Below are 12,124 nucleotides of genomic sequence, written 5' to 3' on the forward strand. Positions count from 1 at the left end.
CATTGCTCGCCCGGTCGCGTCCGGGCGACGACAATGGCGGGGTGACAACCACCACGCGACAGGATCACGCCAGCGACGGCCGCTCACCCTGGACGGCCCCGAGTGCGCGAACCAGCGTCGGCATCCTCGGCGCGGGAGAACTCGGCATGGCCCTGGCGTCACGACTGCTGGGGACGGAGTACGACGTACGCCTCGCCACTCGGCGGCCCGCCGCAGCGACGGCGGAGTTGATCGCGCCGTTCCTGCCCGGTGTCACCGCGGTCGGCCGGGCCGAGGCGTACGCCTGTGACATCGTCATCGCGGCCATCCCCCTGCGGCGCTACCGCAGCCTGCCGGCCGAGGCCCTGCGCGGGCGGATCGTCGTGGACGTGATGAACCACCGGCCCTTGGTCGACGGCCCGCGGCCGGAGTTCGACGAGGACCCTCGCGCGACGAGCGAGATCGTCCAGGAACACCTGCCGGGTGCGTACGTCGTCCGGACCCTGAACCACATCGGCGCCCGCGAGATCTCGAACGACTCCCGGCCGACCGGCGAGGAGGGACGCCGCGCGCTCGCGGTCGCCTCCGACCACCCTGCGGCCACGGCGACGGTGAGTGTGCTGGTGGACGCCCTCGGCTTCGATCCGGTCGACGCGGGGCCGTTGGCCCACGCACGCGCGTTCGAGCCCGGGACGCCGATCTTTCATGGCCGGTGGACCGCCGAGGGGCTCCGGTCCGCCCTGGCCGAGGCTCTCTGAGGGCTGAGCTCTGAGGGCTGAGCTCTAAGAGGGCTGAGGCTCCGACGGCCGAGGCACATGAGGGCTGAGGCTCCGACGGCCGAGGCACATGAGGGAAGCCGTGGCCGGCGGCTAATTGGGGGGCCGCCGGCCCACGGCTCATACTTCACGCTAGGGCGTTCGCGGGCCGCGGGCCATCACCAAAAGGCGCCAGTCGCCGTTCTCTGCCGAACCTCACAGATCTGCCGGGGCTCACAGGTCGGGCACCGGGGCATCGGAGGGAAGCCCGAGGCCACATAACGGTCGTACGCCTCGCGCCAGATGCCCGCCTCCTCGTCGACGTGCGGCCCCACGGTCGCCTGCCCGGCGAGCAGCGCGTCAAGGGAACGCAGGCACGCCTCCCAGCCGGCGGCGTTGCGCGCCGCGGCGCCGGGCTGGTCGAGGAGATCGGTCAGCGTGAGCGTGGCGCCGTCCCCGTCCCCGGTCCCTTCCCCGTCCGGCTCGACGTCGAAACGCACCTCGTCGCCGCCCCAGGAGAAGGCGAATCGACGCGGCGGATCCCACGTCAGCACGGTTCCCCGGAAGGTCGGCAGGTGCGGGTCACCAGCGAAACCGATCTCGGCCCCCACCCTCGGCTCGTACGTCACCTCCGGGGACGGAAACCATCGGGCCAGGTGCTCGGGCGCGGTGACGGCCTCCCAGACGCGGGCGCCGGATAGCCGGTAGCGGCGGACGAAGCGTACGGCCGCACGCTCGTCGACCTCGATGAACGTTGCGGGATCGGACATGTCTCCCCCTCCGGGTCGGTCCATTGACAACCGAGCCTACGAGCCGGGCCGGCCGACCGGAAGGCCCGGCGCCGGGCGAGAAGGCCCCTAGGGAAGGCCACTCGAGAGGGCCGACTCGAGAAGTGGGCATCCCCCTGGAATGATCGGTGGGGCCCGGCCTAGGCTGGGAATGCCATGCCGCGTACTTCAGTTCTCAACATCCGCATCGCCTCCCGGGCGGACATCGGGGCACTGCAACGACTCCTCGACACCCAGGTCGGTCATGGTCCCTTGGCCGCGGTGCCCGACGGCTTCCGCCGGGACCCCGACAGTTTCGCCTTCGTCGCGGAGTTCGACCACCGCATCGTCGGGGCGTGCCTCGGCACCGTGATGAAACCGGGTCCGATGTCCCAGGTACTCGGCAGGGGCCTGCCTGACGTGCTCCACGCGCGACGGATCGGCCTGCTGGACACCGTCGCCGTCGATCCCGATCACATCGGCCGCGGACTCGGCACACGACTCACCCTCACCGCCCGCCAGCACCTGCTCCGGAGCAAGACCCGCGTCTGGGCCTCCGCCGCGTGGAAATCGCCCGACGGCGTCAGCATGCACCGCATCTTCACTCGTTCAGGCCTCGAGCCGTTCGCGGAGGTCCCCGACTTCTGGTGGCACCACCGCGGCACGCATCCCGTCACCTGTCCGGGCTGCGGCCAGACGCGGTGCCGATGCTCCGCCGTGCTGTACGCCGGCGTCCTCTGACCCCAGCCGGCTCCGACCGCACGTCCACGGGGACGCGTCCGGACTGTTGCCACCGGCTCCGGGGAACGCTCCGCGCACTACGCTGGACACCGCGCCGTCATCGTGCGCAGCATCACACCCAGCGAAGGGGTCTCCATGTCCTTGTTCTCCGCCGTCGAAATGGCTCCCGCCGACCCGATCCTCGGCCTCACCGAGAAGTTCAAGGCGGACACCGATGCCAAGAAGGCCAACCTCGGAGTCGGGGCGTACCAGAACGCCGCCGGCCAGACCGCCCCGCTGCTGGCGTGTGTCGCCGAGGCCGAGAAGCGCATCGCGGCGGATCCCCAGGCCAAGCCCTACCTGCCGATCGACGGCATGGCGGCGTACAACCGGTACGTCAAGGAGCTGGTCCTCGGCGCCGGCAGCCCGGTGATCGAGCGGACGGCCACCGTCCAGGCCCTCGGCGGCACCGGTGCCCTGCGGGTCGGGGCCGAGTTCCTCAAGTCCATCGTGCCCGGTGCGACGGTACTGATCTCCGACCCGTCCTGGGAGAACCACCGGGCCCTGTTCACTGCCGCCGGCTACCGGGTGGAGAGCTACCGCTACTACGACGCCGCCACGCGCGGGATCGACGCCGCCGGGATGCTGGAGGACCTGGCCGCGGCAGCGCCGGACACGATCGTCGTCCTGCATGCCTGCTGCCACAACCCCACCGGCTACGACCTCGACGCCGACCAGTGGGGCAAGGTCATCGCGGTCGTCAAGGAGCGTGGCCTCGTCCCGTACCTCGACATGGCCTACCAGGGCTTCTCCCAGGGCCTGGAGGAGGACGCCCAGGTGGTGCGGCGGTTCGCCGACGCCGGTCTGCAGTTCGCCTGCTCCACTTCGTTCTCGAAGAGCTTCTCCCTCTACGGCGAGCGCGACGGGGCCCTCTCGGTGGTCTGCGGCGATGCGGACGAGGCCAAGCGCGTGCTCTCCCAGCTCAAGCCGGTGGTCCGTACGCTCTACTCCAACCCACCCACCCACGGCGCGAAGATCGTCGCCACCGTCCTCGGCGACCCCCAGCTGCGGGCCCAGTGGGAGGCCGAGCTCGGTGAGATGCGGGATCGGATCAAGGAGATGCGCGCGGCGCTCGTCGCCGGGCTGAAGGCCGCCGGGGTGAGCGACGACGTCTCGTTCATCACCGACCAGGTCGGGATGTTCTCCTACTCAGGCCTGACGAAGGACCAGATGGTCCGGCTCCGCGAGGAGTTCCACGTCTACGGCACCGACAAGGGCCGCATCTGCGTCGCGGCGCTCAACCCGGGCAACATCGAGCACGTGGCGCAGTCCATCGCCCAGGTCTGGTGAGCCGGTGATCTGGTGAGCCGTGCGCCGGGGTGGTCATCGGATCCGCTGACCACCCCGGACCGCACCCGCATCAGGCCAGGAGCGGGGTGATGGTGGCGATCTTCCACCATCCGTCGATCTGGACCAGCTGGTAGCAGTAGTGCTCCTGGTTCACCTCGCGGCCCTCGGCATCGAGGTTGGTGAAGGTGACGTACGCCGCCGCCACGCCCCGGCCGGGCTGGTCGCTCCAGGTGACAGCCGGCTGGGAGGCGACGATCCCCTTCTCGGCGTAGCCCTTCAGTGAACCGGCGAAGAATCGTCGGGTCTGGTCCTGGTCGGCGACCACCAGCCGGGCATGTGGCGCGATCACCATCGCCGGGTACACGTACAGCCTGGCGAGATGGTCCAGATCTCCCTCGGCCAGCAGGGTGCTGTAGGTCTCGAAGAGGGCGCTCAGGTCGCCGGAGATGTCCATGGCGAGGACGCTAACAGGCGACGAGCGAGCTCCGCCAGGCTACTCAGCGTGGCGGAGCTCGGCCCTACCGTACGGCCGGTCAGTCCAGGTCGAACCGGTCGTTGTCCATCACCTTCGCCCAGGCGGCGGCGAAGTCCTGCACGAACTTCTCCTTGGCGTCGTCCTGCGCGTACACCTCCGCCAGGGCACGCAGTTGGGAGTGCGAGCCGAACACCAGGTCGTTCGCGGTGGCGGTCCACCTCAGCTCACCGGTGGAACGATCGTGCCCCTCGTAGACGTTCGCCTCGGTCTGCGACGGCTTCCACTCCGTCCCCATGTCGAGCAGGTTGACGAAGAAGTCGTTGGTCAACGTGCCCGGCCGGTCGGTGAAGACGCCGTGCTTGCTACCGCCGTAGTTCGCCCCCAGCACGCGCAGGCCACCGATCAGGGCGGTCATCTCCGGAGCCGTCAGGTCCAGCAGGTAGGCCCGCTCCACCAGCAGCCGCTCGATCTGGGTCTCCTCGTCCTTGCGTACGTAGTTGCGGAAACCGTCGGCGCGGGGTTCGAGCACCGCGAACGCCTCGGCGTCGGTCTGTTCCTGGGAGGCGTCGGTACGCCCCGGCGTGAACGGCACCGTGACGTCGACCCCGGCGTTCCTTGCCGCCGCCTCGACGGCGGCCGAACCGGCCAGCACGATCAGGTCGGCCAGCGAGACCTTCTTCCCCTCGGCGGCCGAGGCGTTGAAGTCCTGCTGGATCCGCTCGAGTCCGGCGAGCACGGCGGCGAGGCGGGCGGGTTCGTTGACCTCCCAGTCCTTCTGCGGGGCGAGACGGATCCGGGCTCCGTTGGCCCCGCCGCGCTTGTCGGTGCCACGGAAGCAGGCTGCCGACGCCCACGCCGTGTACACCAGGTCACGCGGGGACAGGTCCGACGCCAGGATCGTGTCCTTGAGGGCGGCGACGTCCTGATCGTCGACCAGATCGTGGTCGACCGGCGGCACCGGGTCCTGCCACAGGTAGGTCTCCTGCGGCACCCATGGCCCGAGGTAGCGGGAGACAGGCCCCATGTCGCGGTGCAGCAGCTTGAACCACGCCTTGGCGAACGCGTCGGCCAGCTCCTCGGGGTGGTCCAGCCAGCGGCGCGTGATGTCGGCGTAGATCGGGCTCTCGCGCATCGATACGTCGGTGACCAGCATGGTCGCCTTGCGCTTCTTCGACGGGTCGAACGGGTCGGGGATGATGTCCTCGCCGTCCTTGGCGACGAACTGCCACGCGCCGGCCGGGCTCTTGGTGAGCTCCCACTCGTGGCCGTACAGGGTCTCCAGGTAGCTGTTGTCCCACTGGGTGGGGGTCGGCGTCCAGACCACTTCGAGGCCGCTGGTGATCTGGTCCTCACCCTTGCCGGTGCCGTACGTGCTCTTCCAGCCCAGCCCCTGCTGCTCCATCGGGGCGGCCTCGGGCGGGGGCCCGACGAGAGTGGGGTCTCCGGCGCCGTGCGTCTTGCCGAAGGTGTGGCCACCGACGATCAGGGCGGCCGTCTCCTCGTCGTTCATGGCCATCCGGCCGAACGTCTCGCGGATGTCGTACGCCGCCTTCACCGGATCCGGCTCGCCCTCCGGGCCCTCCGGGTTGACGTAGATCAGGCCCATCGTGGTGGCACCGAAGGGGTTGGCCAGCTCCCGCTCACCGGAGTAGCGCTTGTCGGTGGCCAGCCAGGTGTCCTCGAAGCCCCACAGCGTCTCCTCCGGCTCCCAGATGTCCTCACGACCGAAGGCGAAGCCGGCGGTCCGGAAGCCCATCGACTCTATGGCGACGTTGCCGGCCAGCACCAGCAGGTCGGCCCAGGAGAGGCTGCGGCCGTACTTCTTCTTGATCGGCCACAGCAGCCGGCGCGCCTTGTCCAGGTTGGCGTTGTCCGGCCAGCTGTTGAGCGGGGCGAAGCGCTGCGCCCCTTGGCCGCCCCCGCCCCGACCGTCGCCGGTGCGGTAGGTGCCGGCGGCGTGCCAGCTCATCCGGATGAACAGGCCACCGTAGTTGCCATAGTCGGAGGGCCACCACTCCTGCGAGGTGGTCATCACCTCGACCAGATCACGCCGCAGGGCCTCCACGTCCAGCTTCGTGAACTCCTCGCGGTAGTCGAAATCGGCGCCGAGGGGATTGGCCTTCTCGCCCTGCGCGTGGAGCACCGAGACGTCGACCTGGTTCGGCCACCAGTCCTGGTTCTTCATCGGGGCGTGCGTCGTGGGCTTCGGCGTCGGGATCGCCGGGTTCTCACTCTCGCTGGTGCTCTGCGTCTGGTCGGCCGGATAGGGCGGGCGGGCGTCGGAGGTCACGGGATTCCCCTTTCGATGGGTCGGTCGTTCCGGGCGATGGAGTGATCACGTCAGGGAGTGATCACTGCATGGAGTGATCACCTCGGCGTGCTCCCCCGTGGACATGACTCGACTGTGCTCCGCGTTCCGGGGTCCGTCAAGAGAACGCAGTTGACACCCGACACAGACCTGCGCTACCGCTCTCGACGCGCTGAGCAGTGCCGCGTCCCGAGCGATGAGGAGGAGGTCGCCGGCGCGTGGCACAGTGGCGGGGTGCACGTCACGCGGATCGGATTCACCTCGCTCAAGGGGGCCCGTCACCTGGACCGGCCGTTCGTCGACCTGGCCTGGGACGGTCCCGTCGGCGACCGGGTGTTCTGCCTCGTCGACCCCGCCCGGGAGCGGGTGCTCCGCACCGTCGAGAACCCGACCCTCATGGCGACACGGGCCCGCTGGGACAGCGGCGTGCTGACCGTGGCGTTGCCCGGCTGCCAGGTCGAGGGTGAGCCGGCCGGCACCGGTGAGACCCGTACGCTCGACTACTGGGGCCGACGCGTGACGCTCGAGGTGATCGACGGGCCGTGGGCGGCGGCGTTCTCCCAGCACCTCGGGTACGACGTCATCCTGGCCCGGTCCCCCGCGGGCGATGTCGTCTACGGCGCGAGCGTCAGCCTGGTCACCACCGGTTCCCTCGACGAACTCTCCCGCCGGGTCGGCAGCACGGTGCTCGACTCCCGGTTCCGCGCGACGTTCACGGTGCACACCGACACGCCGCACGTCGAGGACGCCTGGATCGGTCGGCGGCTCCAGCTCGGTGAAGCCGAGATCGAGGTCCGCAGCGCCATTCCGCGCTGTGCCGTGATCGACCTCGACCCCGACACCGGGATGCGTCGCAGCGATGCGATGCGGGCGCTGGCGGCCTATCGCCGACAGGGCAACGAGGTGATGTTCGGGGTGGACGCCATCGTGACCAAGCCGGGTCGCGTCCGGGTAGGTCACGCGGTCAGGCCAGGCGCCCCCGGCTGAGCCAGGGGCCGACGCGCGAAAGTGCCTAGACTTGGGCCGGTGACAGCGACCGCGCGGACCACGAGGTCCCTGAACCTCGAGATCCTCGCCCTGGCCGTCCCGGCCTTCGCCACTCTGGTCGCCGAACCGCTGCTGATCCTGGTGGACACCACCATCGTCGGCCACCTCGGCACCGCCCAGTTGGCCGGTCTGACCCTCGCCTCGAACGTGATCGGCTTCCTGGTCGGGCTCTCGATCTTCCTGGCGTACGGTACGACGGCGACGGTGGCCCGGCGACTCGGGGCGGGGGATCGGCGCGGGGCGCTGGCCGGCGGCCTGGACGGCATGGTCCTGGGCCTGCTGATCGGCCTGGTCCTCTGCGTCGGCCTGCTGATCGGCGCCCCGGCGATCCTCCAGCTGTACGGGTCGGGTCCCGGCGCCACCGGGTACGCCACGACCTACCTGCGGCTGGTCTCGCTCGGCCTACCCGCCCAGCTCGTCAGCCTCGCCTCCACGGGAGTGCTTCGTGGGCTGCAGGACACCCGTACGCCTCTCTACGTCGCCATCGCGGTGAACCTGGTGAACATCGCCCTCAACCTCACCCTCGTCTACGGCGTCGGTCTGGGCATCGCCGGAGCCGCGATCGGCACCGCCGTGTCCCAGTGGGCAGGGGCAGCCGTTCTCTCCGCGACCGTCCTGCGGGGCGCCGCACGTCGCGGGGTGCGGTTCCAGCCTCATCTCGGCGGGGTGCTGGCCGCGGCCCGATCAGGGGGATGGCTGGTGCTGCGGGCCGCGACGCTGCAGCTGGCGATCACGGTCACGACGTTCTCGGCCTCGGGGATGGGCGAGGTCACCCTGGCCGGGCACCAGGTCGCTTACAGCCTGTGGCAGACGATGGTCTACGCCCTCGACGCCTTCGCCATCGCCGCGCAGGCGCTGATCGGGCTGAGCCTGGGCTCCGGCGATGTCCCCGCCACGCGCCGGATCACCCGCCGGGTGCTGCTCTGGGGCGTCGGTTTCGGCGTGGTCGTCGGCACCCTGATGGTCCTGCTGCGGCCGGTGCTGGGCGGTCTCTTCTCTCCCGACCCACGGGTCCACGCCACCCTGATGGTGACCCTCGTCGTCCTCGCCGCCATCATCCCGGTCGGCGGGGTGACGTTCGTCCTCGACGGCGTGCTGATCGGCGCCGGCGACGCCCGCTACCTCTCCCTCGTCGGTGTACTGGTCACCGCGATCTACACCCCGCTCGCCCTGGTGGTGCGAGCGACCGACGCCGGACTTGCCTGGCTCTGGGCTGCGTACGGCATCTGGATCGCCGCGCGGGCGGTCACGCTGTGGATCCGGGCGCGAGGCACGGCGTGGATGGTGGTGGGCCAGTGATGATGTGGGAACCGTGCGGTGAGCGGATCCTGGCGACACCGCCGCCTGTTGCCGGACACTCACCGGCCAGGCCCACGGTTTGACGCCGATCTCATCTCCGCGTGGGGCGGCGTCGACACCTGAGCCGCCAGAATCCGCTCACGGTCCATCCCTGCCACAGGACCGGCTGGTCTTCGTCTGACAGCAGAAGGGGCCGATCCCGCAGGATCGGCCCCTTCTGTCTGCCACTGGGCGGTGTGTCAGCCTCAGGAGGCGATGACCTGCACCGGGAAGTGCGCGGTGACGGCCTCGTGGATCTTGACACCCACGTTGTGCTCGCCGACGGTCTTGATCGGCTTCTCGATCTTCACACCGCGCTTGTCGACGGTGGGGCCACCGGCAGCCTTGATGGCCTTGGCGACGTCAGCCGCGGTGACGGCGCCGAAGAGGTGACCCTCCTGGGACGCGCGAACGGTGACCTGGACCTTCAGGCCCTCGATCTGCGAACGCAGTTCCTCGGCGTGGGCACGGTCGCGCACCTGGCGGGCGTCGCGGTTGCGCTTGATGCCTTCGATCTGCGACTCGGCGCCACGGGTCCACTTGATCCCGAAGCCCTGCGGGATCAGGTAGTTACGGGCGTAGCCGTCCTTCACCTCGACGACGTCCCCGGCGATGCCGAGGTTGGCCACAGCGTTGGTCAGGATGAGCTTCATGGTGGTGTTCTCCTTCTCCTGATCAGCGGGTGGTCGAGGCGTACGGCAGCAGGGCCACCTCGCGGGCGTTCTTGATGGCGATGGCGACCTTGCGCTGGTCCTGGACCGACAGACCGGTCACGCGACGGGCGCGGATCTTGCCCCGCTCGGAGATGAACTTGCGCAGCAGCGCGGTGTCCTTGTAGTCGACCTTGCCGATGCGCGTCTTCTTGATCGGCGCAGCCTTCTTCTTGCTGATGGGCTTGCGTACGGCCATTGTGGTGCTCTCCTTCCAGAGCCCGGCGTCATGCCGGAATGTGCCTTCGGATAAGTGATGTGTCCCTCGACGGGAGACCGATCAGAACGGGGGCTCGTCGCTCTGCGGCTGACCCCACGGGTCGGCCATCTGCTCGCGGTTGTCCCCGCCGTACGATCCCTGGCCGGACTGGCCGCCCTGGTTGCCGTAGCCACCCTGGTTGCCGTAGCCACCGCCGGGCTGACCGCCCTGGGAGGCGCCGCCGCCCTGGTTGCCGTAGCCACCCTGGCCGCCACCCTGACCGCCCTGACCACCTTGACCACCCGAGGAACGGGTGACGGCGGCCGTGGCGTAGCGCAGCGACGGGCCGATCTCGTCGACGTCCAGCTCGACGACCGTACGACGCTCGCCCTGCTGGGTCTCGTAGCTGCGCTGACGGAGCCGACCCTGCACCAGGACCCGCATGCCCTTGCGCAGCGACTCGGCGACGTTCTCCGCCGCCTGGCGCCACACGGAGCAGTTGAGGAACAGCGCGTCGCCGTCCTTCCACTCGCCGGACTGCCGGTCGAACGTCCGCGGCGTGGAGGCCACGGTGAAGTTCGCCACGGCCGCCCCGGAGGGGAGGAAGCGCAGCTCGGGGTCGGCGGTGAGGTTACCGACGACGGTGATGACGGTTTCGCCAGCCATGAGGGATCTCCAGTCGAGATTGTTGGTGTCCGTTGACCCGACGCAGACGTCCTGCGTCAGACGGATCTGACACGTCGGACCGATGGTCCCACCTTGCCATGGACCACCGACATCGTGTCGGCGCCCCGACGCGGTGGCTCGGGTCGTACGGACGGGTGACGATCAGGCGTGCAGGTCGGGGCGGAGCACCTTGGTCCGCATGATCTGCTCGTTGATGGTCATCAGTCGGTCCATCTCCTGGACGGAAGCCGGCTCGGCGGTCAGGTTGATGACCGCGTAGAACGCCTCGGACTTCTTGTTGATGTCGTAGGCCAGCTTGCGCTTGCCCCACAGATCAACGTTCTCGACGCTGCCGCCTTCGTTCGTGATGGTCTCGAGGTGCTTGTCGAGCATCGGGCCGACCTGGCGGTCGTCGGTGTCCGGATCGATGAGGACCATGATCTCGTACTTGCGCATACGCGTATCCCACCTCCTGTGGTCTCTGCGGCCATGGGTCTGTCCCATGGCAGGAGGGCGTGTGCCGGTCCCTGCTCATGGGGAGCGGGGACCAAAGGTGAAGTCTAGGCGTCCCGGGGCGAGGACGCCAATCGCAGGTGTCCCCGCTCCGTGCCGCAGGCGAGGCGCCGGGCAGCGCGACCTGAACCCCTGCTGCCCTACGGTCATGCCGACCGGATCTCCCCTCCGGCACACCCCTGACTCCAGGAGTAACTTCATGGGCTTCTCCGAAGCGATCACCACCGGCTTCCGCAAGTACGTCGACTTCTCCGGCCGCGCCACCCGCGCCGAGTTCTGGTACTGGGTCCTCTTCGCCTTCGTCGTCGACGTCGTCGCGAGCATCCTCGACAACGTCCTCGGCCTCGGCCAGATGCCGGTCATCTCCGGCCTCGTCTCCCTGGCGCTGCTGCTGCCGGGCATCGCCGTCGCCGTCCGCCGCCTCCACGACCTCGGCCGCTCCGGCTGGGTGGTCCTGCTCAATCTGGTCCCCGTGCTGGGTGGCCTGTTCCTGATCTTCGCCTTCTACATCAAGGATTCGCAGGCCGCCGACAACGCGTACGGCCCGAACCCCAAGGCTGCCGTCCCGGCCGCCGACGCCGAGACCGTGGAGCAGGACCAGGTCCCGACCGTCTGAACCTCCCGGGCTGCGGCCCACTGCACGACCACGACGGCCCGGCGCATGGCGCCGGGTCGTCGTGCTGTCTTGTCCGACTGTCGTGGTGTCGGCGTGTCGAAGCGTCTGCCGTACGACCCTCGTGCGCCGTACCGTTGACCTGTGGCCGGCTCCTGCACCGGCCCCCGACTCAGGAGCGAACGATGGGGTTCTCCGAAGCGATCCAGACCGGCTTCCGCAAGTACGCCGTCTTCTCGGGCCGGGCGCGCCGGTCGGAGTTCTGGTACTGGTTCCTCTTCACCGTCGTGGTCGGCATCGCGGCAGGAATCATCGACGGCATCCTTGGGCTGGGCGCCGCGAACGGCGGCCCCTCGCCGATCAGCAATCTGACCAGCCTGGCGCTCCTGCTGCCCGGCCTCGGCATGACGTTCCGCCGTCTCCATGACGTGGGCCGTTCGGGCTGGTGGATCCTGCTGAACCTGCTCCCCGTCATCGGCACCCTGATCCTGGTCTTCATGTTCTACGTCCAGGATTCCCAGCCGGGCGACAACCAGTACGGCCCGAACCCCAAGGGAGTGGACGCCCCCTACCCCTACGGTTACCAGCCCGGCATCTCCCAGGATCCGTACGCGCAGTATCCGTACGGCCAGGAGCAGTACCCGCAAGCGCAGTACGGCCAGGACCAGTACCCGCAAGCACCGC

At 69.4% G+C, this 12,124-nt stretch carries 13 protein-coding genes and 1 pseudogene; 7 read left to right on the forward strand and 7 right to left on the reverse strand.

Going from position 1 to position 12,124, the window contains the following annotated elements; genetic code table 11:
* The first annotated feature begins 41 nt into the window (after positions 1–41).
* The gene (locus Rai3103_RS05470) at positions 42–737 is read left to right on the forward strand and encodes an NADPH-dependent F420 reductase (protein ID WP_194793284.1); all 696 of its coding nucleotides are present in this window, start codon (positions 42–44) and stop codon (positions 735–737) included.
* 176 nt (positions 738–913) lie between these two features.
* Here the strand turns inward: Rai3103_RS05470 and Rai3103_RS05475 are convergent, their stop codons facing one another.
* A complete protein-coding gene (locus Rai3103_RS05475; RefSeq protein ID WP_153571731.1) occupies positions 914–1,504 on the reverse strand; it encodes an SRPBCC domain-containing protein in 591 nt (196 codons plus the stop codon).
* A gap of 174 nt (positions 1,505–1,678) precedes the next feature.
* On the opposite strand from Rai3103_RS05475, the gene Rai3103_RS05480 reads away from it, so the two are divergent.
* Together Rai3103_RS05480 and Rai3103_RS05485 are read left to right on the forward strand one after the other, a co-directional pair.
* Positions 1,679–2,242 (forward strand): GNAT family N-acetyltransferase, encoded by a 564-nt coding sequence (locus tag Rai3103_RS05480; RefSeq protein ID WP_153571732.1) that lies wholly within the window; start codon positions 1,679–1,681, stop codon positions 2,240–2,242.
* Positions 2,243–2,377: 135 nt separating this feature from the next.
* A complete protein-coding gene (locus Rai3103_RS05485; protein ID WP_153571733.1) occupies positions 2,378–3,571 on the forward strand; it encodes an amino acid aminotransferase in 1,194 nt (397 codons plus the stop codon).
* Between the two features lie 70 nt (positions 3,572–3,641).
* On the opposite strand, the gene Rai3103_RS05490 is transcribed toward Rai3103_RS05485, so the two are convergent.
* Together Rai3103_RS05490 and katG are read right to left on the reverse strand one after the other, a co-directional pair.
* A complete protein-coding gene (locus Rai3103_RS05490; protein WP_153571734.1) occupies positions 3,642–4,025 on the reverse strand; it encodes a nuclear transport factor 2 family protein in 384 nt (127 codons plus the stop codon).
* A 79-nt stretch (positions 4,026–4,104) separates the two neighbouring features.
* Complete coding sequence (gene katG / locus Rai3103_RS05495; protein ID WP_153571735.1) at positions 4,105–6,336, reverse strand: catalase/peroxidase HPI; 2,232 nt, start codon at positions 6,334–6,336, stop codon at positions 4,105–4,107.
* 150 nt (positions 6,337–6,486) lie between these two features.
* Here katG and Rai3103_RS05500 point away from each other — a divergent pair, with 150 nt between their 5' ends.
* Entirely contained in the window at positions 6,487–7,341 is an 855-nt protein-coding gene (locus Rai3103_RS05500) for an MOSC domain-containing protein (protein ID WP_228489204.1), read from the forward strand.
* 39 nt (positions 7,342–7,380) lie between these two features.
* The gene (locus Rai3103_RS05505; RefSeq protein ID WP_194793285.1) at positions 7,381–8,700 is read left to right on the forward strand and encodes an MATE family efflux transporter; all 1,320 of its coding nucleotides are present in this window, start codon (positions 7,381–7,383) and stop codon (positions 8,698–8,700) included.
* A 245-nt stretch (positions 8,701–8,945) separates the two neighbouring features.
* Here the strand turns inward: Rai3103_RS05505 and rplI are convergent, their stop codons facing one another.
* From rplI to rpsF, 4 genes are all read right to left on the reverse strand, one after another.
* Complete coding sequence (gene rplI, locus Rai3103_RS05510; protein ID WP_153571737.1) at positions 8,946–9,392, reverse strand: 50S ribosomal protein L9; 447 nt, start codon at positions 9,390–9,392, stop codon at positions 8,946–8,948.
* A gap of 22 nt (positions 9,393–9,414) precedes the next feature.
* Positions 9,415–9,648, reverse strand: a complete 234-nt coding sequence (rpsR, locus tag Rai3103_RS05515; protein WP_153571738.1) for a 30S ribosomal protein S18 — start codon at positions 9,646–9,648, stop codon at positions 9,415–9,417.
* Positions 9,649–9,729: 81 nt separating this feature from the next.
* The gene (locus tag Rai3103_RS05520) at positions 9,730–10,314 is read right to left on the reverse strand and encodes a single-stranded DNA-binding protein (protein WP_153571739.1); all 585 of its coding nucleotides are present in this window, start codon (positions 10,312–10,314) and stop codon (positions 9,730–9,732) included.
* A gap of 162 nt (positions 10,315–10,476) precedes the next feature.
* Positions 10,477–10,770 carry a 30S ribosomal protein S6 gene (gene rpsF, locus Rai3103_RS05525; RefSeq protein ID WP_153571740.1) on the reverse strand — a complete coding sequence of 98 codons (294 nt, stop codon included), beginning with the start codon at positions 10,768–10,770 and terminating at the stop codon, positions 10,477–10,479.
* Positions 10,771–11,026: 256 nt separating this feature from the next.
* On the opposite strand from rpsF, the gene Rai3103_RS05530 reads away from it, so the two are divergent.
* Positions 11,027–11,443, forward strand: a complete 417-nt coding sequence (locus tag Rai3103_RS05530) for a DUF805 domain-containing protein (RefSeq protein ID WP_153571741.1) — start codon at positions 11,027–11,029, stop codon at positions 11,441–11,443.
* A 182-nt stretch (positions 11,444–11,625) separates the two neighbouring features.
* Positions 11,626–11,925, forward strand: a pseudogene (locus tag Rai3103_RS18980) (DUF805 domain-containing protein); the annotation flags it as partial.
* Positions 11,926–12,124: the final 199 nt, after the last annotated feature.

The organism is Raineyella fluvialis (assembly GCF_009646095.1).
GTDB classification, from domain to species: domain Bacteria; phylum Actinomycetota; class Actinomycetes; order Propionibacteriales; family Propionibacteriaceae; genus Raineyella; species Raineyella fluvialis.

Coding starts and splice junctions, on each gene's coding strand:
- Rai3103_RS05475 (WP_153571731.1), bottom strand. CDS start 1,504: ATGTCCGATCCCGCAACGTTCATCGAGGTCGACGAGCGTGCGGCCGTA.
- Rai3103_RS05520 (WP_153571739.1), bottom strand. CDS start 10,314: ATGGCTGGCGAAACCGTCATCACCGTCGTCGGTAACCTCACCGCCGAC.
- Rai3103_RS05530 (WP_153571741.1), top strand. CDS start 11,027: ATGGGCTTCTCCGAAGCGATCACCACCGGCTTCCGCAAGTACGTCGAC.
- Rai3103_RS05490 (WP_153571734.1), bottom strand. CDS start 4,025: ATGGACATCTCCGGCGACCTGAGCGCCCTCTTCGAGACCTACAGCACC.
- rpsF (WP_153571740.1), bottom strand. CDS start 10,770: ATGCGCAAGTACGAGATCATGGTCCTCATCGATCCGGACACCGACGAC.
- Rai3103_RS05480 (WP_153571732.1), top strand. CDS start 1,679: ATGCCGCGTACTTCAGTTCTCAACATCCGCATCGCCTCCCGGGCGGAC.
- Rai3103_RS05485 (WP_153571733.1), top strand. CDS start 2,378: ATGTCCTTGTTCTCCGCCGTCGAAATGGCTCCCGCCGACCCGATCCTC.
- rpsR (WP_153571738.1), bottom strand. CDS start 9,648: ATGGCCGTACGCAAGCCCATCAGCAAGAAGAAGGCTGCGCCGATCAAG.
- rplI (WP_153571737.1), bottom strand. CDS start 9,392: ATGAAGCTCATCCTGACCAACGCTGTGGCCAACCTCGGCATCGCCGGG.